The 22,462-nt window shown below is 74.1% G+C and carries 13 protein-coding genes; 2 read left to right on the top strand and 11 right to left on the bottom strand.

Annotated elements, in window-relative coordinates; translation table 11 throughout:
* Positions 1 to 743 precede the first annotated feature (743 nt).
* A complete protein-coding gene (gene pulA / locus LRS74_RS24695) occupies positions 744 to 3,407 on the top strand; it encodes a pullulanase-type alpha-1,6-glucosidase (RefSeq protein WP_347178201.1) in 2,664 nt (887 codons plus the stop codon).
* A gap of 347 nt (positions 3,408 to 3,754) precedes the next feature.
* On the opposite strand, the gene LRS74_RS24700 is transcribed toward pulA, so the two are convergent.
* The 6 genes from LRS74_RS24700 to LRS74_RS24725 form a co-directional block, all read right to left on the bottom strand.
* Positions 3,755 to 5,695 (bottom strand): hypothetical protein, encoded by a 1,941-nt coding sequence (locus tag LRS74_RS24700; protein ID WP_277743066.1) that lies wholly within the window; start codon positions 5,693 to 5,695, stop codon positions 3,755 to 3,757.
* A 172-nt stretch (positions 5,696 to 5,867) separates the two neighbouring features.
* Entirely contained in the window at positions 5,868 to 6,455 is a 588-nt protein-coding gene (locus LRS74_RS24705; protein ID WP_277743067.1) for a rhomboid-like protein, read from the bottom strand.
* A 97-nt stretch (positions 6,456 to 6,552) separates the two neighbouring features.
* Entirely contained in the window at positions 6,553 to 9,696 is a 3,144-nt protein-coding gene (locus tag LRS74_RS24710; RefSeq protein WP_277743068.1) for an alpha-N-acetylglucosaminidase, read from the bottom strand.
* Between the two features lie 178 nt (positions 9,697 to 9,874).
* A complete protein-coding gene (locus tag LRS74_RS24715; RefSeq protein ID WP_277743069.1) occupies positions 9,875 to 10,525 on the bottom strand; it encodes a response regulator transcription factor in 651 nt (216 codons plus the stop codon).
* A 216-nt stretch (positions 10,526 to 10,741) separates the two neighbouring features.
* Positions 10,742 to 11,713 carry an agmatinase gene (gene speB / locus LRS74_RS24720; RefSeq protein WP_277744914.1) on the bottom strand — a complete coding sequence of 324 codons (972 nt, stop codon included), beginning with the start codon at positions 11,711 to 11,713 and terminating at the stop codon, positions 10,742 to 10,744.
* Between the two features lie 204 nt (positions 11,714 to 11,917).
* Positions 11,918 to 13,189 (bottom strand): sensor domain-containing protein, encoded by a 1,272-nt coding sequence (locus tag LRS74_RS24725; protein ID WP_277743070.1) that lies wholly within the window; start codon positions 13,187 to 13,189, stop codon positions 11,918 to 11,920.
* A 374-nt stretch (positions 13,190 to 13,563) separates the two neighbouring features.
* On the opposite strand from LRS74_RS24725, the gene LRS74_RS24730 reads away from it, so the two are divergent.
* Positions 13,564 to 15,756 carry an MMPL family transporter gene (locus tag LRS74_RS24730; protein ID WP_277743071.1) on the top strand — a complete coding sequence of 731 codons (2,193 nt, stop codon included), beginning with the start codon at positions 13,564 to 13,566 and terminating at the stop codon, positions 15,754 to 15,756.
* A gap of 185 nt (positions 15,757 to 15,941) precedes the next feature.
* Here the strand turns inward: LRS74_RS24730 and LRS74_RS24735 are convergent, their stop codons facing one another.
* From LRS74_RS24735 to LRS74_RS24755, 5 genes are all read right to left on the bottom strand, one after another.
* On the bottom strand, positions 15,942 to 16,478 hold the full coding sequence (locus LRS74_RS24735; RefSeq protein WP_277743072.1) for a hypothetical protein: 537 nt from the start codon (positions 16,476 to 16,478) through the stop codon (positions 15,942 to 15,944).
* A gap of 124 nt (positions 16,479 to 16,602) precedes the next feature.
* Entirely contained in the window at positions 16,603 to 17,151 is a 549-nt protein-coding gene (locus LRS74_RS24740; RefSeq protein WP_277743073.1) for a winged helix-turn-helix domain-containing protein, read from the bottom strand.
* A gap of 115 nt (positions 17,152 to 17,266) precedes the next feature.
* Entirely contained in the window at positions 17,267 to 17,401 is a 135-nt protein-coding gene (locus tag LRS74_RS24745) for a hypothetical protein (RefSeq protein WP_260867847.1), read from the bottom strand.
* 388 nt (positions 17,402 to 17,789) lie between these two features.
* Positions 17,790 to 18,542: a serine protease gene (locus LRS74_RS24750; RefSeq protein WP_277744915.1), complete on the bottom strand. Its 753-nt coding sequence runs from the start codon at positions 18,540 to 18,542 to the stop codon at positions 17,790 to 17,792.
* Between the two features lie 517 nt (positions 18,543 to 19,059).
* Positions 19,060 to 22,398, bottom strand: coding sequence for a LuxR family transcriptional regulator (locus tag LRS74_RS24755; protein WP_277744916.1), 3,339 nt, complete (start codon positions 22,396 to 22,398; stop codon positions 19,060 to 19,062).
* Positions 22,399 to 22,462 lie beyond the last annotated feature (64 nt).

Consider the following 22,462-nt stretch of genomic DNA (forward strand, 5'->3'; position numbering starts at 1 on the left):
CGGTACGGCCCAGCCGCCGTACCGGCACGGGACGCCGTAACCGGCACGGGAAGCTGGCCACCCCGGCCGGTCGGCCCGAAGAGACCGGTGCCCGCACCACGCCCCACCGCGTGGCCGGTGCCTGTAGGACTGCGGGACCGCGGGGCCGGCGCCTGCGCCTGCGCCACGCCCCACCGCGTGGCCGGTGCCCGCACCACGCACGACGGCGGGACCGCGGGATCGGTGCCCGCACGACCGCACGACCGCACGACCGAGACCCGCAAGACCGCGTGGCCGGTGCCTGCGCCACGCACGACGGCAGGACCGCGGGGCCGGCGCCGCGCCACCGCAGGCCCGGTGCTCGCACTACCGCAGGACAGCAGGACAGCAGGATCGCAGGACCGGGACCCGCAGGACCGCGGGACCGGTGCCCGCACCACGCGCCACCGAACGGCCGGTGCCGGTACCGCCGTACCGGTGCGCGGTGCGGGCACCACGCACCATCGCACCACCGCGTGGCCGAACCACCGAGGGACCGGTGACCGCAGGACCGCATGACCGCACGACCCGCGCCCGCACCACGCACCACCGCACGGCCGGTGCCCGCACCACCGCACGGCTGGTGGACGCACCCCCAGTACCGGCCGCCCGGCGCATATCCCCGCCGCGCCGGGCGGCCCCACTCCTCCCTTCCCGAAGGAGCCCATCCCGTCATGTCCGTCGTGAGAGGCACCCTCCGCCGGGGCACCGTCGCCCTGGCCCTGATGCTGGGCGCGGTGGCCGTACCCGCCGCAACGCCTGCGCAGGCCGCGCCACCACCCGCCCCCGGACCGGTCACCCCCACGGCGGCCGAGGCGCAGTGGATCGACCGCTCCACCGTGGTCTGGAAGACCGCGACCGACGGCGACACCACCGAGGAGCTGCGGTACGCACCCGACGGCGGCGCGCTCGGCGAGACCGCCGACGGCGACGCCGACGCGGGGGCCCGCGCGGGCGGCACCCTGCGGCTGGCGCCGACGCGGCTGACCGAGGCGCAGCGGGCCAAGTACCCGCACCTGAAGGACTATCCGGCCTTCGCCGTCGATCCGCGCGACCGCCACCTGGCCGCCACGGCGCTGCGCGGCCAGGTGCTCGCCGTCCAGCGTCGTGCCTCCGACGGCGAGCCGCTGCGTGCCACCGGCGTACAGATCCCCGGCGTCCTGGACGACCTGTACGCCGGCGCCGCCCGCCGCGCCGAGCTCGGCCCGGTCTTCCGGCACGGCCGCCCCACCCTCTCGGTGTGGGCGCCCACCGCGCAGCGTGTCTCCCTGGAGATCGACGGGCGGACGATCCCGATGCGCCGCGCGGCCGACAGCGGGGTGTGGAGCGTCACCGGCCAGCGCGACTGGAGGGGCAAGCCCTACCGTTACCAGGTCCGGGTCTACGCCCCGACGGTCCAGCGGGTGGTCACCAACAAGGTCACCGACCCCTACTCCACCGCCCTGACCGCCGACTCCGCGCGCAGCCTGGTCGTCGACCTGAACGACCCGAAGCTCGCCCCCAAGGGCTGGTCGCGGCTGAAGAAGCCCAAGGCGGTGCCGCTGCGCGACGCCCAGATCCAGGAGCTGCACATCCGCGACTTCTCCATCGCGGACCGCACCAGCAGCCACCCCGGGGGCTACCTCGCCTTCACCGACCGCGCCTCCGACGGGACGCGGCACCTGCGCAAGCTCGCCGCCTCCGGCACCTCCTACGTCCACCTGCTGCCGGCCTTCGACATCGGCACCATCCCCGAACGCCGCGCCGACCAGGCCGAACCCGACTGCGACCTGGCCGCGTCGCCGGCCGACTCCGAGCGGCAACAGGAGTGCGTGGCCGCGACGGCCGCCAAGGACGGCTACAACTGGGGCTACGACCCGCTGCATTACACCGTCCCGGAGGGCTCCTACGCCACCGACCCCGACGGCACCGCGCGGACGGTGGAGTTCCGCCGCATGGTCCAGGGGCTCAACGGCAGCGGGCTGCGCACCGTCATGGACGTCGTCTACAACCACACCGTCGCCAGCGGCCAGGACGAGAAGTCCGTACTGGACCGGATCGTGCCCGGCTACTACCAGCGGCTGCTCGCCGACGGCTCCGTCGCCACGTCCACCTGCTGCGCCAACACCGCACCCGAGAACGCGATGATGGGCAAGCTCGTGGTGGACTCGGTGGTCACCTGGGCCCGGCAGTACAAGGTCGACGGCTTCCGCTTCGATCTCATGGGGCACCACCCGAAGGCCAACATCCTGGCCGTGCGGAAGGCGCTGGACGCGCTCACCCCGGAGCGCGACGGCGTCGACGGCAAGAAGATCGTCCTCTATGGGGAGGGCTGGGACTTCGGCGAGGTCGCGGGCGACGCGCGCTTCGAGCAGGCCACCCAGCGCAACATGGCGGGGACCGGCATCGCCACCTTCTCCGACCGGGCGCGCGACGCGGTGCGCGGCGGCGGACCCTTCGACGAGGACCCGCGCCTCCAGGGCTTCGCCTCCGGTCTGTACACCGACCCCAACGACGCGCCCGGCAACGGCTCCCCGGCCGACCAGCGCGCGCGGCTGCTGCACGACCAGGACCTCATCAAGGTGGGTCTGAGCGGCAACCTGGCCTCCTACTCCTTCACCGACTCCCGCGGCCGCACCGTCAAGGGCTCCGAGGTCGACTACAACGGCTCCCCGGCCGGCTACGCGGCGGCACCCGGCGACGCGCTCGCCTACGCCGACGCCCACGACAACGAGTCCCTCTACGACGCGCTCGCGTTCAAGCTCCCGCGGCGCACCTCGCCGGGCGACCGCGCCCGGATGCAGGTCCTGGCCATGGCCACCGCCACCCTCTCCCAGGGCCCGACGCTCAGCCAGGCCGGAAGCGACCTGCTCCGTTCCAAGTCGCTGGACCGCAACTCCTACGACAGCGGCGACTGGTTCAACGCCCTCCACTGGGACTGCCGGGACGGCAACGGCTTCGGCCGCGGGCTGCCGCCGGCCGCCGACAACAAGCCCAAGTGGAAGTACGCGACCCCGCTGCTGACCGACCCGGCGCTGCGGCCCGGCTGCCATGAGATCAGCGGTGCCTCCGCCGGCTACCGGGACCTGCTGCGCATCCGCACCACCGAGCCGGCCTTCAGCCAGACCACGGCCGCCGGCGTCCAGTCGGCCCTGTCCTTCCCCCTCTCCGGCAAGGACGAGACCCCGGGCGTGATCACCATGCGCCTCGGCCGCCTCGTCGTCGTCTTCAACGCCACCCCCGAGCGCCGGACCCAGACGGTCACCGGTCTCGCCGGCACCCGTTACGCCCTGCACCGGGTGCAGGCCGGCGGTGCCGACGAGGTCGTCAAGACGTCGACCTACGACTCCGACGCCGGGACCTTCTCCGTACCGGCCCGCACGGTCGCGGTGTTCACCCGGGGCAGCTAGCCGCCGCCCGCCGCGCGCTGCGGTGTTCGGACACCGCAGCGCGCCGAGAGCCGGGGCGGAGCCCTGGTTTCGTGACGGGGCTGGGGGCGAGAGCCCTCGGATTCGGGAAGGGGCGGGTCAGGGGAGAACATCCCGCCGCGACGGTGAGGACCCCCACGGTGGAGATCGGCCGTGCCGAACCCGCCTCCGCCCTCGGGTCCGGCGCCAAGGGACCGGGGGGACCGCGGCGACCGCGGCGACCAGCGGTGGCCGCAGTGACCGCATGGTCACCGCATGGGACCGCATGGGGGACCGCCCCACCACCCCACCGGCCGGGCGGTGGGGCGGCGGGGCGGCCGTGGATCGGGTCAGCGCAGGGACGTGATGCGACGGCCGTCGGCGAGGCGGGCGCGGAGCTCGGCCCGATCCCCGGCCTTGGCGGGCAGGGCGAGGAGCTGGCCGGCCTCGGCCCCCTCCACGCCGCCGCTGGCGGCGATCGAGGTGACCTCGCCGCCGCCCGCGGCGAGCACGAACCACCGGCCCGCCTGGGACTTCCACAGCACCCCGGAGAGCACATGCGGCTCGCGCGGGCCGCAGGCCGGGGAGTCGTCGGCCGCGGCGGCGACCGCGCCGGACGCGCCCGGCTTGCCTCCCGGCGGCTGGAAGTGGGACAGCACCCGGCTGCCCGTGCCGCGCCAGGTCTCGGCGCGGACGCACGCCCAGTCGGCGATGCCGGTGCCGTCGGGCAGCGGCTGCTGGGCGTACTGCCAGGAGTTCACGGAGCGCACCCCGCGCGAGCGCATCACCGCCAGGTTGCACGCGGACCGTGCCCAGCCCGTGCGGGCCTCGGGGCCGGCGACGTCGCGCGGGGCGCCCGGCGCCCCGTAGGTCAGCCGGGCCGGGATCAGCTCGCCCAGATCGGTCACCAGGTGGGAGCCGAACTGCAGCGCGTTCCACTCCTTGCAGTCGCGGGACTGGGCGGGGCTGCCGATGGGGGCGGTGACCCCGTCGGCCGAGCGACGCAGCGGCCGCGCCGGCCCGTCCGGGACGAGCAGGTCCCGGACGGCGGCGTCGCGCACCCAGGGCGCGGTCAGATAGCGGACGTTGCCGTCGGTGCGACCGACGATGACCGCGGTGGAGGAGGCCGCGTTCCCGGCGTCCGCGCGGGCGAAGTCCAGTGCCGCGCTGCCGCCCGCGCCGTCGGCCGCCTCGGCGTAGCGCACGATCCGCAGTCCGTCGTAGAGCAGCACCACCGCCGCCTGGTCGACCTTGCCCGCGTACAGCAGCTGCGGTGGGCCGGCCGGCGGCCCCGCCTGGGTGCCGGGGGTGGCCGCGACCTGCACCGAGCTGCCGGGGCGGGCCCACACCGCCAGCGCGCGGCGCAGCAGCGCGGTGTCGTCGAGGCGGTCGCCGCGGGCCGGCCAGGCGGCGAAGTCCGCGCGGGTGGCGCGGCGCCAGGTGTCGGGGGCGGCCCGGGTCAGCTTCGCCGGCTCCAGTGCCTGCTCGACCGCCGCGTTCTGGGCGTACGGCGGGGCGGCCGCGCCGTCCGGGCCCCAGCCCTCGCCCGGCATCCCCAGCAGCGTGCCGCAGACCACGACCGCCGCGGCGGCGGCCAGCGCCGCGCGGGTGTGCTGGCGGCGCCGCATCAGATCGGTCGGCCGCGCCTGGAGGGCGCAGGGGTCGAACTCCGCTGACTGCAACAGCGAGCCGTCGTGGCTGCCCGCCGGGGTGCGCACCGCGGCGGCCTCGTCCAGCGCCGCGTCCGGGTCGGGCGCCCCGGCGGCGCGCAGCACCGCGCGCACCTCGTCCTCGGTGAGTCGCTCCAGGCCACGCAGCACATAGGCGGCCCGGGCGGGGGCACTCAGCTGGGCCAGCGCCTGGTCCAGGGCGAGTTCGTCGGCCCCGCCGGAGCGGGGGAACAGTCGCAGCCCCCACACCTGCGGCAGCAGCGGGGGCAGCTGGCCCCGGCGCGGCAGCCGCCAGGGCCGGCGCAGCCGCGCGGCCGCCAGCGCGCCGCGCACCACTCGCAGCCGGACGAACGCGTAGCCGGGGTCGGCCGGCAGTCCGTCCGCGGTGCGCTGCTCGGGCAGCTCGACGTCGGTGCCGTTGGCGCGGGACCGCGGCAGCGACCGCTGCGCCACCGCGTGCGCGGTCAGCACCCGGCGGGTGCGCGCCATGCCGGGCGGAAGGATCAGATAGCCGATCCTGACGAGCCGCGGGTAGTGCTCGACGATGGCCGCCTCGGCCTGCTCGACATCGACGGGGGCGAAGGGCCCGGGAAGGGTGGTTGTCGCCTGCTGCTGCTCCACGATCCGTAGAACGAGTGGTTGGGCGAGTTGGTCACTCGCGACATATCGGACAGGGCGTGGGCCTCTGGCGGTCGCGTCGCGGTTGTTGTGGCGCGTCCACGGCGGATGCCGACAGCCCGCGCCGGCCCGAGAGACCGCCCGCGGCGGATGGCGGCCGTCGGGACCCTCCGTCTCAGCGGGGCCGGCGGCCCGCCGTGAGCGCCAGGCCGATGGCCAGGGCCGCGAAGTGCCCGACGTCGGTGAAGGTCGGCCTCGGCCCGCGCAGCAACGGCTGTGCTCCGAGGGCGAGCAGGGCGGCCGTGGCCGAGGTGCGGACGCGGCCGCGCGGCAGGGCGCCGGCGAGCGCGCCCAGCACCGCGTTGAAGCCGTAGCTGGTGCCGACGTCCCGCGCGGAGCGCGTCTCCTCCGACGGGCGCCCCGCGCGGAGGCCGCCGTAGACGAGCAGCGTGGCGCCCACGTGCCCCAGCACGAACACCGCCGCCGCCCACCACGCCCCGTGCGCGTACTCCGCGTACCCCAGTACCGCCAGGAGCAGCAGCAGGTACGGGAGTTCCATCGGCTCCTCGACCAGCAGGGCGCTGCCGGCCAGCGTGTTCCAGCGGCCCTGGCTCAGGTTGTCGACGTTGGTCGAGCACGCGCGCAGCAGCCGGTCCCGGGCCGCCGGTGTCAGCCATCGTCGGGCGGCGTACGCCCCGAGCTGCACGCCGCCCACGTACGCCGGCGCGAGCCGCGGCATCCCTCGCAGAGTCGAAGCGTTCACCCCTCCATGATCAGCGGGCCGTCACCGTCACCACAAGCCCCTGACGAGCCCGTATCGGGGGCGGCGGCGTCCGCCACCGCCGCCCCCGGAGCCGGGGTCAGCCCAGGCGCCAGCCGCTGAACTCCGCTGTGCCGCGCACCCCGCTGCCGCCGTGGGCGGCGCTCATGAAGAGCCCCGCGTCCTGGGTGGCGGCCGCGCGGGGGACGGCCACGGTGGCGACCGTCCGCCAGGTGGTGCCGCCGTCCGTGGAGAGTTCGCCGGTGTACGAGGTCGCCGCCGCGCGGGTGAGGCGCAGATGGACCGGGGCCTTGACGCCGGTGACCCGCTTGTACGTGTCCAGCGTGCCGTCGCCGTTGGAGTCGTAGGAGAGCACGACGCCGCTCGCGGGGGTGGCCGCCAGATTCAGGAAGCCGGGCGCGCCCGCGGTGGCCAGGCTGTCGCGGACCACGATGCCCGCGCGGGCCCAGGGACCGGTGGCCGCCTGGCTGTCCACCGCGACCGTGATCCGGCCACCGACCGCCAGCGCGCCCTCCCGGTAGACGGCGCCGAACTCGGCGACCGTCTTCCACAGGTCGAGGCCGGAGCCGTCGATGGCGAAGCGGTCCGCCAGCTGCCCGAAGACGGCCCCGTTGGTGCTGACCGTCCGCCAGCCCTCGGCCAGCGGACCGCCCACCCACAGCGTGTCGGAGTGCACCGCGCGCACCCGGTCCTCGCCGCGTGGCCCGTACTCCACGGCCAGTTCGTAGGGGAGCGGCTTCAACGGGCGCTCCAACGCGGCGTCCGGCGCGGTCGCCCGCCAGCGCACCTCCGCGCGGCCGCCGGCCGGGACCCGGCGCACCGAGCTCGCGCCGTCGGGGGCGGCGTCGAGGCCGGTGAGCGCGAAGTCGACGCGGCCGGTGGCGCGCAGCCCGTTGACGTTGCGGAAGGCGGCGGTCAGCGTCCCGGTGGCGCCGGGCGGCAGCGCCGCCGGCTCGGCGGTGACGGTGACCGTGCCCTGGTAGGGGGCCTTGGCCAGGACGTCGTGGACCCGGCGCGCGGTGCGGTACGCGTCGCTGACCGGTCGCACCGGATAGGCGGTGCGCTCGCGCGTCCACGGCTCCTCGACGGCGAACCAGTCGATCGCGGTGGGCTCGCGGCCCTGCGCGAGCGCGTCCTCCAGCTCGTCCAGGTAGCGCTGCCACTGGGGGAGGTGGAAGTCGGCGATGAGGCCCTGCCAGTCGCGGTTGGCGTAGTTGGCCAGCCGTCCGCCGTCGGCGGTGGTCCGGTCCGCCCAGGTGGTGATGAGGGTCCGCGCGGTCCACTCCAGCCGCTCCGCCTCGGCCTCGCTGGAGGCCAGCCGCTTGGCGTCCTCCAGCCAGGGACCCAGCAGGAAGCGGCGGTGCGCGCCCGCCATCTCGTCGCTCAGTCGCATCAGCTTCAGCCACAGCCGGGCCAGCGCCTTGAACGTCTCCCGGTCCTTGCGCTGGTAGGCGGCCTGCAACTGGCCGATGAGCTGCCAGGAGCGGTTGGCCAGCGCCTGCCTCCCCAGGTCGGTCAGGTCGTGGCGGTAGGCGTCGCTGTCGCGCAGCGGGGCGCGGACGGCCAGCAGCGAGGCGAAGGCCGCGTCGAAGCCGGCCGGGTCGAAGGCGGGGGTGTGGGTGGCGTAGTAGGTGCCGGAGCGGGCCGCGAGGCTGGGCCGCGCGGCGAACACGCTGTCGTGCGGCCGACCGTCCCGGCTGCTGATCGCGTACGCGGTCTCCCGCAGCGCCGCGTACGCCTCGCGGCCGTCGTCGTCCCGCCCGCCCAGCCGCAGGTCGGCGTAGGACTCGAACCACTCCTCGCGGTCGATCCGCGCGTCGTGCCACGCGAGCTCGCTGAAGAGCTCGAACGCCGCGGGGTCGCGTTCGGCCGCCTCCGCCATGTAGGCGGTGCCGACCAGCTTGCTGCCCGCCTTGTCGCGCCAGTCGAAGAACCGCGGGGTCCACATGTGGGTCTTCGCCCCGATCGTGGTGCGGCCGCCGAAGTTGGGGATGGTGCCGAAGGCGTACGGCACTCCGCCCCAGTCCCGCTCCCGGTCGGTGACCGTCTCCAGGTCGGAGAGCCCGTCCACGACCAGCATCCGGCTGTGGTCGACCGCGTCCAGCAGATCGCGCCGCGGGTTCTCCTGCCAGCCCAGGATCACCCAGGTCGCGCCGGGCCGCGCGGTCTGGAGCGCGCGCTCCACGGCGCGGGCCGCTTCCGGCACCGGCACGTCGCCCGGGCTGCCGCCCTCGTGCAACAGGTCCATCTTGAAGTACTCGACCGGGCCGAACAGCTCCCGCTGGTGGCGGTAGAAGGCGGCCGCGACCTCCTGGAAGGCGGCGGTGCGCGGGTCCAGCCAGTCCGGACGTTTGAGATTGGCCCAGGAGCCCTGCGGAATGGTGCGGGCGCCCGGATTGCGGCCGGCGAACCCGTCGGGGACGGTGCCGAAGTAGCCGGGCAGCACCGGGGCCATGCCCAGCTCGCGCAGCCGGTCGGCGATGCGGCGGCCCAGCTCGGTGCGCCTGGCCAGCAGCTCGGGGCTGACCGGGCCGCCGTAGGCGCTCATGTTCTGCAGCAGCCACCAGGGCTGGTGGGAGGGGGCGGGAAGCCAGGCGCGCGCCTCGGCCTCGGTGTAGCCGAAGTCCTGGAGCAGCCGGTGGTAGACGGCCTCCTGGCCGGTGGTGACCAGCAGCTCGTTGCAGCCGTGCAGCGCCGCCACGTCGATCAGCCGCTCCCAGCGGTCCCAGTCCGCGTACGGGGCGGTGTAGCCGTCGTGGGTGTCGTTGAAGGCGAACCGGTGCCGCAGCGCGGTGGAGCGCTCGACGGGGCGGCGCGGGGCGGGCAGCTCCTCCGGCAGCCGTTCCAGCTGGTCCCCCGACCAGGAGACATGGGCGCGACAGGTGTACTTCAGATACCAGTGGACACCGGTGAGCAGCACCGCCGGGCTGGTGCCGGCGACGGAGATCCGGCCGTCCCGGCCGCCGACCCGGAACCGTTCGGGCCCCCCTTCGAGCGCGGTGAGCCGGAACTGGTCGGCGTGGTCGGGCAGCAGCCGCTCCAGCGCGGCGTGGGCCGGAGAGGTGTCGAATCCGTCCTGCTCGTCGTCGGCGGTGGTGCCGCTGTCGGCCATCCGCGGTCCTCCCGCGCCCTGGGCCACGGCGGGGGAGTGGCTCCCGAGCGCGGCTCCGGCTCCGGCCGCCCCGGCAGCCCCGATCAGCGTACGTCTGGTCAGATCACTCACGCGTGCCCCCAAAGAACCATGGAAAACACAGGCCAACGTTCGTGTGCGCACGGCACGTTAACCATCCGTTACGGGCGGGAGCAATGGGGCCGTACGGAGGAAACCGCTGGGTACGGGCGCCGGAGGGGTGGTGAGGGGCGGGAAGGGGGGGGCGGGGAGGGGCGGGAGGGGCCGGAGGTCACACCCCGCGGTCGAGGTAGGCCAGGACGGCCAGCACCCGGCGGTTGTCGTCGTCGGACTGCGGTAGGCCGAGCTTGGCGAAGATGTTCGAGGTGTGCTTGGCGACGGCCCGCTCGGTGACGCACAGCTGGGACGCGATCGCGGCGTTGGACCGGCCCTGGGCCATCAGCTCCATCACCTCGCGCTCACGCGGCGTCAGATGACCCATCGGCTTGTCCTGCGAACGCCGCGTCAGCAGCTGCGAGATGACCTGCGGGTCCATCGCGGTGCCGCCCCCCGCCACCCGCCGCACCGCGTCGACGAACTGGTCGGCGTCGAACACCCGGTCCTTGAGCAGATAGCCCACGCCGCCGCTGCCGTCCGCCAGCAACTCGCGCGCGTACAACTGCTCCACGTGCTGGGAGAGCACCAGCACCGGCAGTCCGGGCGTGGCGCGCCGCGCGGCCAGCGCGCACTGCAACCCCTCGTCGGTGAAGGACGGGGGAAGCCGGACGTCCACCACGGCGACGTCCGGCTTCAGCTCGGCCAACGCGCGGCTGAGCTCCGGGCCGCTCTCGACCGCCGCGGCGATCTCGAAGTCGTACGCCTCCAACAGGCGCACCAGGCCGTCGCGGAGCAGGAAGAGGTCTTCGGCAAGGACTACACGCACGGCCGCCAATCTACCCTCGCCTCGCCCGGCGGCGGATCGTCCGGTCACGGCGCCGGCGGCGGGGCCGGCCCGGGGCCGTGGTCCGTTGCCGGGCGGGGCGTCCGTTTGCCGGGCCGGTCGTCCGGGTGCCGGCGGGCCGTCCCGGTGCCGGCTGGTCATCCTGATGCCGGCCGGTCGTCCCGGCGCCGGGCGGGAGGGTGCGCGCTACGGCACGCGCTACGGCTGCTTCTGCGCCTCCAGCCAGCGGAAGAAGGCGATCTGCCGGGACATGATGGTGACCAGCTCGTACGCCGTGTGCGAGGCGGCGACCGAGGTGATCTCGGCGTGGTCGTACGCGGGGGCGACCTCGACCAGGTCGGCGGAGACCAGGTGGCAGTCGGAGAGCCCGCGGACGATCTCCAGCAGCTCCCGCGAGGTGAGCCCGCCCGCCTCGGGAGTGCCGGTGCCGGGGGCGTGCGACGGGTCGAGGACATCGATGTCAATCGAGATGTAGAGCGGCCGCTTGCCGATCCGCTCCTTGAGCTGCTGCACCACCTCGTCGACCCCGCGCCGCATCACGTCGGCGGAGGTGACGATGCCGAAGCCCAGCTTGGTGTCCTCGTCCAGGTCCTCCTTGCTGTAGAGCGGGCCGCGGGTGCCGACGTGGGAGAGCGCGGAGGTGTCGAGGATGCCCTCCTCGACCGCGCGCCGGAACGGGGTGCCGTGGGTGTACTCGGCGCCGAAGTAGGTGTCCCAGGTATCCAGGTGCGCGTCGAAGTGCAGCAGCGCGACCGGGCCGTGCTTACGGGCGACCGCGCGCAGGATCGGCAGCGCGATGGTGTGGTCGCCGCCCAGCGTCATCAGCCGCGCGCCCGTGGACAGCAGCTCCTCGGCGCCCGCCTCGATGTTCTCGATCGCCTCGTTGAGGTTGTGCGGGTTGGCGGTGATGTCGCCGGCGTCCGCGACCTGGGCGTAGTGGAACGGGTATGCGTCCTGGGCCGGGTTGTAGGGGCGCAGCTGGCGGGACGCCTCACGGATGGCGTTGCCGCCGAAGCGGGCGCCGGGGCGGTAGGAGACACCGGAGTCGAACGGTACGCCGACCACCGCGATGTCCGTCTTTCCGACCTGGTCCAGGCGCGGGATGCGGCCGAAGGTCGCGGGGCCCGCGAAGCGAAGGGTGCGTTCGGTCTCCTCCGGCGCTATGGGCATGGCCACTTCGTGGGGGGTTGTGGTCATGGGAATGAGGGGCCTTTCCTGTGGGGTGTGGTGCACGGCGGCATTTAGATGCCTGCCGCAACCATTGAATCCCTCATTCCGGTGAATTCCCACCGTGACGCCCCCCTATCGGCGCCAGAACCCCTACCTGCCAGCCGGTATGACGGTGTGTGCTGTGGAGCCTGATCCAACGCACCGTCATATCCCTTGCGGACGAAGCTCACACGGTATTTCCATGGTCACCATCGTGGGTCCGCCGAGCGGGCTGCTCACCGCCAACACCCCGTCGAAGGTGCCCAACCTCCGCTCCACGCCCCGGATTCCGGTTCCGGCCTCGATGTCGACCCCGCCCTGCCCGTCATCGGTGACCGCGATCCGCAGGGAGCCGTCCGCGTGGTGCACGTCCACCCATATCCGCCCGGCGCCCGAGTGTTTGGCGGCGTTCGTCAGCACCTCGCTGATCGCGAAGTACACGGCCGCCTCGACCGGCTCCTCGGCCCGGCCTGCCAACTCCACGTCCACCTCGATGGGCAGCGGCATCCGCAGCGCGAGGGCCCGCACCGCGTCGCCCAGGCCGCGCTCGGCCAGGACCGGCGGGTGGATGCCACGGACCAGGTCGCGCAACTCGGACAGCGCCTCGGCTGAGTCGGCGCGCGCCGCCGCCAGCAGTGCCTTCGCCTTGGCCGGGTTCTTCTCGATCAGCGCCTCGACGGTGCCGAGGCTCATGCCCACGGCGACCAGCCGGGCCTGCGCGCCGTCGTGGAGATCGCGCTCGATGCGCCGCAGCTCGGCGGCGGAGGTGTCGATGGCGTCGTGCCGGGTCTCGGTCAGCTGCCGCACCCGGGCGCTCAGCTCCATGGCGGGGGTCGGTGCGAGGAAGGCGCGGCTGACCAGATAGTGCCCGTGCATGATGGCCTGCCCGGCGCCCAGCACCAGCGCGATCCAGGCGGTGCCCAGCGCGGCCGCGAGGAAGGCCGTGTCCTGGCCGGTGACCGGCAGGAACGTGTACCAGTACGTGTCCTCGGCCCTGACGATCGGCTCCCAGACCCCGGCGGCCAACACATAGCCGAACAGCCCCTCGACGAGCAGCGCGAACGGCAGGATCGCGGTGGTGAATCCGGCCGTCGCGTCGATCTGGAGCCACAGCAGATCCCGCCAGGTGGCCCGGTCCCTGAGCAGTGCCGAGCACTGCTTCACGTACCCCACGAACCCGCCGTGCAGCGGGGCGGGGGTCGATCGGTAGGGCGACGCTATCGGCAGCTCGCCCCAGGCGTGGGCCAGCCGCCGCCGGTAGTCGGCGTAGCCGCGCAGCGCGGTCACCGCGAGCGGGGTGGTGATGAGGCCGACGCCCACGGGGATCAGCGCGATGGACACGAGCGTCAGCGCCGACAGCGTGATCGAACAGATCACCGCCATGTGGGCGATCGCCAGCCCCTGCACGGCGGAGGTCAGCGCACTCCGGACCTTCATGCTGTCTTCTCCCCGTACGTCCGCGCCCGCACCCGGGCACCGCGCCCGGATCTCGGGCACACGACCAGTCTGGATTCCCCACCATGATCGGTCACTGGGCCCGGCACCCGTGCAGGGGTGGTGCTAGCACCACCCCCCACCCTCGCCCTACGCCTCGGGCGCTCGGGGGCTAACCGGCTGGGCCGGCGCCGCGCCGGTTTCTACCGTCGAAGACGTGACGCACTCGGCCTCCATCGGGCCGTGAAGCACGCGGTCCTCGACGGGGCCGTGACGCACGCGGCCCTCGACGGGGCCGTGAAGCACGCGGTCCTCGACGGGGCCGTGACGCACGCAGTCCTCACCCACCCAGTCCTCACCTTCGGGGGAAACACGTCATGAGGCAGAACCTCGCGGTACGGCTCGGCGGTTGGAGCACCCGCCACCGAAAGACCGCGATCATCGGCTGGCTGCTGTTCGTCGTGGTCGTCGCGGCGATAGGCGGCGCCCTGGGCAGCCGCGAGACCACCACGTCGGAGAACGGGGCGGGTGACTCGGCCCGCGCCCAGAAGATCCTGGAGGACGCCGGGCTCGACACCCCCGCGGGTGAGATGGTGATGGTCCGCAGCGCCGCCCCCGACGGCTGGCGGGAGGCGGCCCGCGAGCTGACCTCGCGGCTGGAGAAGACCGGTGAGACCCAGCGGATCCAGCCCCCGGTTCGCTCCGAGGACGGTCGTGAGGCCCTGATCAGCTTTGAGATCAAGGGAGAATCGGACACCGCCGCCGACCGGGTGCAGCCGGTCCTGGACGTCGTCGAGGCCACCGCGGACCGCACGGACGTCGAGGTCTACGAGTTCGGCGACGCCAGCTCGAAGAAGTGGCTGGATGATCTGCTCTCCAGTGATCTCAAGACGGCGGAGATCACCGCGGTTCCGCTGGCCCTGGGCATCCTGCTGGTCGTCTTCGGCGCTCTGGTCGCCGCCCTGCTGCCGGTCGTGCTCGCCGTCACCGCCTGCGTCGCCACCTTCGGTCTGCTCGCCTTCGCCAGCCGGCTGCTGCCGATGGACGCCACCACCAACTCGGTGATGTTCCTGATGGGCCTCGCGGTCGGCGTCGACTACTGCCTGTTCTATCTGCGGCGCGAGCGCGACGAGCGGGCCGCCGGCCGCGACGCCGAGACGGCGCTGCGCATCGCCGCCGCCACCAGCGGCCGGGCGGTGCTGGTCTCCGGGCTCACCGTCATGTTCGCCATGGCCGGGATGTTCCTGTCCGGGCTGATGCTCTTCAAGGGCTTCGCGGTCGCCACCATCCTGGTCGTGGCGGTGGCCATGCTCGGTTCGGTGACCGTGCTCCCCGCCCTGCTGTCCTGGCTCGGCGACCGGATCGACGCCGGCCGTATTCCCTTCCTCAACCGCCGTCGGAAGAAGGGCGTGCACGCCAGCGGCGGCATCTCCGGTGCCCTGATGCGGCCGGTCCTCGCCAAGCCGAAGCTCTTCGCGATAGCCTCCGGCGCCCTGCTGCTGGCGCTGTGCGCGCCGGCCCTCGGCATGAAGACCGAGAACCTCGGCCTCCAGAAGCAGTTCGGTTCCGAGGCCGAACTGACCATCGCCTACCAGGAGATCACCGAGAGCTTCCCCGGCGGCCCGGCCCCGGCCCAGGTGGTGTTGCGCGCCGACGATCTGACCGCCCCCGCCTTCCGCGACGCCGTCGCCGACTTCACCCGGCGCGCCGAGGCGTCCCCGGAGTTCGGCAAGCCCATCGACGTGCGGCTCCATCGCGAGCAGGGCGTCGCCACCATCGATGTGCCCCTCGCCGGCGACGGCAGCGACGCCACCTCCAAGCGGGCCCTGGACACCCTGCGCGACGAGCTCGTGCCGCAACTGCTCGCCCCCGCCGCCGACAAGGCGTACGTCTCCGGTGACCTCGCCGACTCCCTCGACTTCAACGATCAGCTGAAGGCCGGCATCGCGCCCGTCCTGCTCTTCATCGCGGCCGTGACCTTCCTGCTGATGCTGGTCTGCTTCCGGTCGCTGCCCATCGCCCTCGCCTCCATCGTCCTCAACCTGCTGTCGGTGGGCGCCGCCTACGGCACGATGGTCGCCGTCTTCCAGCACGGATGGGGCGCCGAGGCGCTGGGCATGGAGCCGGCCGGCGCGATCGAGAGCTGGATGCCGCTCTTCGTCCTGGTCGTCCTCTTCGGACTGTCGATGGACTACCACGTCTTCGTGGTCTCCCGGATACGTGAGGCATACGACCGCGGCCTGTCCACGCGTGACGCCATCGCCGAGGGCATCCGCGCCACCGCCGGCTCGGTCACCGGCGCCGCGGCCATCATGGTCGCCGTCTTCGCGGTCTTCGCCCTGCTCAAGATGCAGGACATGCAGCAGATGGGCGTCGGCCTCGCGGTCGCCGTCCTGGTCGACGCCACCCTCGTCCGGATGGTGCTGCTCCCGTCCGTGATGGCGCTGCTCGGCGAGCGCAACTGGTTCCTGCCCCGCTGGCTCCGCTGGCTGCCCCACCTCGACCACGCGGCCCCCGCGGAGACGGCCCGGTCCCCCTACGACCGCCCGCGGATGCCGGCGGGTCGCTGACCCGCGTCATTCCCCGCCGGGTGGCGCGTTCTCGGACCGCGCCACCCGGCGCCGTGCCGTGTGAGGGGCGGCCCGGCCCCCCGCGGCCGGGAACGGCACCCGTACCCGCTGTACGGGGGCGGGGGCAGCGACGCTGGCCACAAGGGCCCGGCGGGAGGCGTGGGTGCGGGGAGTGCCCGGCGTCGTCAGGCGTCGGATGCCGCTTCGGCTCGGGCGGCGACGGCCCGCAGTGTCTCCAGCCGGATCAGCCCCGCCCCGCCGGCCTTGATGAGGATCCAGTAGGGAGCGAAGGCGCCGAGGGAGCGGGTGTCGGTGCATTTGACGCGGGTCTCGGCGGAGAGCACACAGCCGTCGCCGTCGGGCACCACGCGCACCCCGACCGCGGCCTTGGCCCAGCCGGGTTCGGCGAAGTCGCGGAAGGCGTCCGCGTCGCCGGCGGGCAGCGGGGCGTAGGAGGGGCGCGGCTGCCAGTACTTGCCCGCCTGGCCGCGCACCTCCTCGTGGTGGCCCCCGGCCAGCAACGGGATCGGGAAGACCTCGGTGACCGGTCCGCTCAGCCGCAGCCGCCCCAGCCCGCGCAGCCGCAACAGCAGTCGGACGGTGGGGAGTTCCTCGACGGTCAGCGACCGGAAGGCGCGCCAGGTGGTCTCCGCGTCGGCCGCGATGCGCCGATGGTAGTGGGACCGGAAGTCGTACGAAGGGAGCAGATGATCGAGTTTCACGGCACACACTCCTCGGCTGAGCGCTGGCGTCGGGGCGCGCGTGGGGCGTGAACCACGGACGGGCGGTTCACGGGTGCGCGGCGCCACGGCGCCAGCCTAGTCAGCGGGCGGTGCGCCGCGACGGTCAGGTGGTCGGCACGTACTTGTAGCCGACCCGGCGGACGGTGACGATCGTGCCGCGGTGCTTGGCACCCAACTTCCGCCGCAGCCGGGCGACATGGACGTCCACGGTCCGGCCGTCACCGACGTGGCCGTAGCCCCACACCGTCGTGACCAACTGGTCGCGGGTGTGCACCCGGTGCGGGTGGGTGACCAGGTGGGCCAGCAGCTCGAACTCCAGGTAGGTCAGGTCCAGCAGCTGCCCCTCGACCCGCGCGGTGCGCTGCTCGGTGTCGATCCGTACCAGCTCGTCGCCGTGGGCGGCGACAGGCTCGGCGGCCGGCTCGGCCGGACGCTCGGCCGGGACCAGCACCAGATAGCCGACCATCGGCGGCTGTCCGGGCAGCACGGGCAGCGCGCTCGGGGGAGCGGGCAGCCAGGTCGCGCCGGAGTGGAGCAGCTCGGCGACAGGGGGTACCTCGTCCGACGCGACGGCTCGGAGCCGATGCCGATGCGCATGCGGAAGCGCGGTGGAGGCGGAGGAAGGAGCGGACAGGGAACGGACGTTCGTCATGAAGGGTCAGCTTCTTTCGCGCAGAGGGGCGTCAGGGGACGTCGTGTGCGCGGGGCATTGGCCGCTGGTGAAGACTGAGCTCGGCTGAGCGCGAGAGGTGCGAGGTGAAGAGGCGTCAGCTGAGCGAGCGGGCCCGCGCGTCGGAGACGCGGCAACACTCGCGGTCGAAGTCGTGCGCCTGCCGAGACGGCCAGAAGGGCTCGAGGTCGAAGCGACCCATCGCCTTCTCGTGGTCGTAAGTGCTGGCCATACCCCCTATTGAACCAGACGGTCGACTTTCGCGCGCCGCCCCGGCGCCGGCTCGAACGCCTCCTGGACTCGACCTCGGCTCAGCCGCCCGGTGCCGGCGCGCCCTCATCGCCCGGACGGCGCCGTCGTTGTGACGAAGATCGCTGGCTCGGGGTGCTGTCCCGCTCCGCCGACGGCCCCGCGTCGGTCAGCGCCGCCGCCACCTTGTTGCGGCGGGCGCCTGCGGAGGGCGGCAAGGGCGACCGCCTGACAGCCGCCACCGACAAACGGGACCCGGCGGCTCCCGGCCGGTGCGTGGCATTCGGCCGGGAGCCGCCGGGGCGGTGGACCGCGCTGCGGCGGTCAGGGTGTGGGGATGGAGTGGAGTGAGGGGTCTGAGGAGGCGAGGGTCAGGAGTTGACCTGGGCCGACACCAGCGAGGAGAAGGTGGTCAGCCGGGTGTAGATGCCCGGGACGCCCGGGTCCGCGCAGCCGTCGCCCCAGGAGACGACGCCGGCCAGCCGGCCGCCGATCATCAGCGGGCCGCCGCTGTCGCCCTGGCAGGTGTCCACGCCGCCCTGCTGGTAGCCGGCGCAGACCATGTCGGAGGCGATGAAGCGGGAGCCGTAGGCGGTCTTGCAGGTGCTGTCCGTGGTGGTCGGCACGGTGGCGGTGCGCAGCTGGTTCGAGGAGGAGCCGCCGGAGCTGGTGGTGCCCCAGCCGATGATGCGAGCCGTGGTGCCCGCTCGGTAGACGCCGGTCTCCGACGAGGAGACGTAGCTGGCGGTGGAGTACGGCATGGCCGTCGACAGCGTCAGCACGGCGATGTCGTCGCCCTTGGTCACCGAGCGGTAGTCCGGGTGCACCCAGATCTTGCTGACTCTCGCCACGGTGCCGTTGGTGCCGTTGCGGTAGGTCCGGCCGCCGACGACGCGGATGCTGCTGGTGTTCTCGCCCACCAGACAGTGCGCCGCGGTGACGACCTTCGTCGGGGTGACCAGCGTGCCGCCGCAGAACTGGTTCTCGTCCGCGTCGGTGATCTGCATGACGTACGGGTACGCGCTGGCGGTCGTCGTCGAGCCGCCGACGATCGGCTTGGCGACGCTCGTCTTCGAGCTGCCGGCGTCCGGCTTGGTGGCGGCCTGCGCCGAGGTCGCGGACATGGTCACGCCCAGGGAAGCCGCCAGACCGATGGCGGCGGCTGCGATGGTGGCGCGGCGGGGGAGCTTGAACAGCATGAGTCTCCTCGGGAGCGTCATGATGAGTGGGGGGTTGCCCGCCGGTGGTGGAGGGTTGGTCAACGCGGACTGACGAACACGGTGCGTGTACCGGATGTGATGCGTTGTTCACCGACGGGAGACTTGTCGACTTCGTCGTCGATGGGGGAACGCTAAGAGCGGTCACTCGACGCGCCCAATGAGGGTTGTCCCTTGGAAGAGCTGGCTAGGGAAAACCCCCTGTCTCACGTGTCGCGGAGAGGTTTCGGCCGTGTTTCGTGGGGATTTCGCCGGCACTGTCGGAGCTCGGGCGCGGCCCGCGCGGGCAACCGTCCGCCCGGCGGAGGGCGTTCGCCCCGCGCGGGAGTCAGTCCCCCGCGCGAGAGCGCTGCCGCGCGAGTGCGCTGCCGCGAGGGTCGCTGCCGGGCGAGTGCGCCTCCGTGCGAGTGCGCCTCCGCGCGAGTCAGCTGCCGCGGGAGGCGAGCCTGACGATGTCGACGCGCGAGCGGATGCCCAGCTTCCGATAGACCCGGGTCAGGGTGGCCTCCACGGTCTTCACGCTGATGAACAGCCGCGCGGCGATCTCCCGGTTGGTGGCGCCCTCCAGGACCAGCCCGGCGACCCGCCTCTCCATCTCGGCGAGACCCTCCAACAGGCCGCCGGAGGCAGGGCATTCCCCGCTCGGCGTCTCACCGGGAGGCGCGCTCGGCGCCGCCTCCAGGGCCGTGAGGTAGGTCGTCGCCTGTTCCAGCCAGGGGCGGGCCTTGGCGCGCCGGAAGACCCGCGCGGCGGCCTCCAGAGCCTCACGCCCCGCTCGCAGGTCGCCACGGCTCAGCTCCACCTGACCCAGGGCCAGTTCGGCCCGGCCCTCCTCCACCCGGTAGCCGAGCGCGCGGAGGGTGCGGGCCGCGGACCGTAGCGCGCACGCCGCGCCGTTCAGATCGCCCTCGGCGGCCTGTACCAGCGCCTCCGCGCGGTCCAGCACGGCCAGCACGCCGCGCCGGCGTAGCCGGAGCGCGGACGCGCGGGTGTCGGCGATGACCTCCCGCGCCTCGGCGAGCTCGCCCACCCGCACCAGCGCCTCGGCCAGGTCGCCCTGCCAGCGGCCGCGGGCCGGGTCGGTGACGCCCTGGCCGCGCTCCATGTCCCGGACCCGACGCAGCGGGGACACCGCGCCCTCGGCGTCCCCGCCGGTGAGCCTGGCGTGACCCAGGGCGTACAGGTTGCGTGCCAGGTAGAGCAGGTCGCCGTCCTCCTCGGCGCTGTGCACGGCGTCCCTGGCCAGCGCCAGGGCGCGGGGCACGCTGCCGCCCGCCGCCTCCGCGAGGGCCGTCAGCTGGAGGACGGGCCCCTCGCCCATCCCGGCGTCGCGGGCGAGCCGCAGGCTGCGGTGGGCGAGCTCGAGCGCGTCCCCGCACCGGCCGGCCCGCAGCTCGGCCTCCGCGAGCCCGCGCAGGAAGAGCATCTGGCCCTCCACGGCCCCGCGCTGCTCGGCGAGGGCGACCAGCCCTTTGATCGTGGCCCGCGCCTCGTCCAGTCGATCCCCCATCAGCAGACAGCGGAAGTGGGTGTAGCCGGGGCCGTTGTGGTCGCAGGCCACCCGCGGGTCCTGGGGCTCGGCGAGCGCGGCGGACAGGGTGTCCTCGGCGTCCTGATGACCCATCAGGGTCTCGTTCAACGCCTGGAAGGAGAGGGCGAGCAGCTCAGTGCGGCGGTCCCCCGCGACGGCGGCCAGCGCCGCCGCTCCGGCGGCCTCCGCGCGGGCCTGCGACAGCGAACCCAGCACCAGCATGGCGCGCCACGACAACTGGTAGCGCACCAAAGCGAGCAGCCGCGGGTCGTCGCCCGCGTCAGCCAGCGCCTGCGGGAACACGTCGTCGACGTCCGCCATCGCCTGCCCCACGGAGTCGATGACCACGATCCAGGCCCGCACCCGGTCGGCCGGGTGCGCGGTGGCGGCGAGCACCTCGTACGCGGTGCGCCGGGCCAGCTCGGGCTCGCCCGCCATGAGCGCGTCCTCGGCGGCCTCCAGCCGCCGCCCGACTGCCGTCCGCGGCTCGTGCTCCGGGGTGCGTTCGGCCGCCAGCAGCCCCAACCCCGCCGCCGTCGCCGGCGCGCCCCGCTCCCGCGCCACGGCGGCCGCGCGGGCGAGCGTGCACGCCACCCGCGCGTCGCGCTCCGGGGTGGCCAGCGCCAGGTGCCGCGCGCTCTCGATCGGGTCGGCCGAGGCCCGCGCGAGCGCGGCGTGCGCGGCCCGCCGCTCCAGCGGTGTCGCCTCCGCATAGAGCGCGGCGGAGATCAACGGATGCGCGAAGCGCACGGTCGTGTCGTGCCCGCCGCGCGGCCCGCCGCCGTCCCCGGCGTCCGCGTCGTCCATGGCGCCTTGCGCGTGCTCATGGCGGCAGCATGCCCCGTGGGCGTCGTCGGGGTCGTCGACGCCGTGCACGCCGCTCGTGGTGTGCGCGCCTGCCGTGCCGTGCGCGCGGTCCGCGCTGCGCACGTGGGCCGTGCGGTGCGCGCCTTCGGCGCTGTGCGCGCGGTCCGCGCCATGCGCGCCTTCCGCGCCGCGCAAGCGGTCCGCGCCAGCCCCCGACGGCTGCGGGGGTGCCGGTTCGTACGCGTGCTTCCCGCCGCCGTCACCGTCAGGCAGGCCGTCCTCGCGCGGGAGTCCGTTCCGGTCTGGGAGTCCGTCCCCGCGCGGCAGTCCGTCCTGGTCCGGGAGTCCGTCCCCGGAGGGGGCTTCGTGGTCGTACGCGGGCGCGGTCGCGTGGCCGTACGAGGCGCCCTGGAGATCGGCGGCGGTGGCCCCGTCGGAGGAGCCGACGGCCGAACCGCGCGGGAGGGGAGCGGAGGGAACGGCGGGGCCGGCCAGGGCGGCGGGAACGGTCGTGGCGCCGGAACCGGAGGTGTGCCCGGCCCGGGGTCGGGTGGCTATGGGGTTGAACGGAGCGCCCGGCCCGGGAGGCTCGATCCGCCCGTAGTCGTGCTCGATGTCGGCGATGCCGAGCGCGGCCGCGCGGGCGATGTCGGCCTCCGCTTCGGTGCGCCCCGCCTTCCACAGCAGCGCGAGGGTGGGGCGGGCGCCGGCGCTGGCGATGAGGAGGGTGGTGCGGACCCGCGGCGGCAGCGCGCGCAGCCGGTGGAGCACCAGAGTGCGCAGGCTGGTCGGCACGGGCAGCGGGTCGCCGGGGCGTGGCGTGGTGCCCAACTCGGTGAGCGCGCGGTCCAGTTCCAGGGCGAAGAGCGGGTTGCCCCCGCTGGTGCGGTGAACCTCGCGCAGTACGGCACCCGGCAGCGCCCCGGCGGCCCCCGCACGTCGTCGCCGCGCGAGCAACTCCGAGGTCTGGGCCGGGGTGAGCGGCGGGACGGGCAGCGCCCGCGCGGGCGGCGGCAGCATCCGCAGATGCCGTTCGACGTCGTCCGAGCCGCCTCCGGAGGGGCCCTCCCCGGGGGTCTCCGTCCGTACGGCTGCGATCACCCGTACCGGCAGCTCGCCGAGGCGCCGCGCGGCGAACGCCAGCAGCTCAGCGCTGGGTGCGTCCATCCACTGCAGGTCGTCGGCGACCAGCAGCACCGGCCCCTGCGCCGCCAGCGCTCGGAAGACCGACAGCACGGCGAGCCGCAGGGCGAGTCCGTCGCCGTGCTCCGCCGCTCCCCGCCGCCCGGTCAGCGCCGCGTCCAACACGGCGCGCTGGGACGGCGGAAGCGCGTGGGAGACCTCGTCGGCGACCGGTCCCAGGGCGTCGATGAGGGCCAGGAACGGGAGATGCGCCTCGGACTCGGTGGGGGAGCAGCGCAGCAGCCGGACGGTGCCGCCACCCGAGGCTTCCGGTGTCGCAGGTGTCGTCGGTGCCGCCGGTGCGCCG

It is taken from the genome of Streptomyces sp. LX-29 (assembly GCF_029541745.1).
Classification (GTDB): domain Bacteria; phylum Actinomycetota; class Actinomycetes; order Streptomycetales; family Streptomycetaceae; genus Streptomyces.

Coding starts and splice junctions, on each gene's coding strand:
- LRS74_RS24725 (WP_277743070.1), bottom strand. CDS start 13,189: ATGAAGGTCCGGAGTGCGCTGACCTCCGCCGTGCAGGGGCTGGCGATC.
- pulA (WP_347178201.1), top strand. CDS start 744: ATGCTGGGCGCGGTGGCCGTACCCGCCGCAACGCCTGCGCAGGCCGCG.
- LRS74_RS24740 (WP_277743073.1), bottom strand. CDS start 17,151: ATGACGAACGTCCGTTCCCTGTCCGCTCCTTCCTCCGCCTCCACCGCG.
- speB (WP_277744914.1), bottom strand. CDS start 11,713: ATGCCCATAGCGCCGGAGGAGACCGAACGCACCCTTCGCTTCGCGGGC.
- LRS74_RS24745 (WP_260867847.1), bottom strand. CDS start 17,401: ATGGCCAGCACTTACGACCACGAGAAGGCGATGGGTCGCTTCGACCTC.
- LRS74_RS24750 (WP_277744915.1), bottom strand. CDS start 18,542: ATGTCCGCGACCTCGGCGCAGGCCGCCACCAAGCCGGACGCCGGCAGC.
- LRS74_RS24730 (WP_277743071.1), top strand. CDS start 13,564: ATGAGGCAGAACCTCGCGGTACGGCTCGGCGGTTGGAGCACCCGCCAC.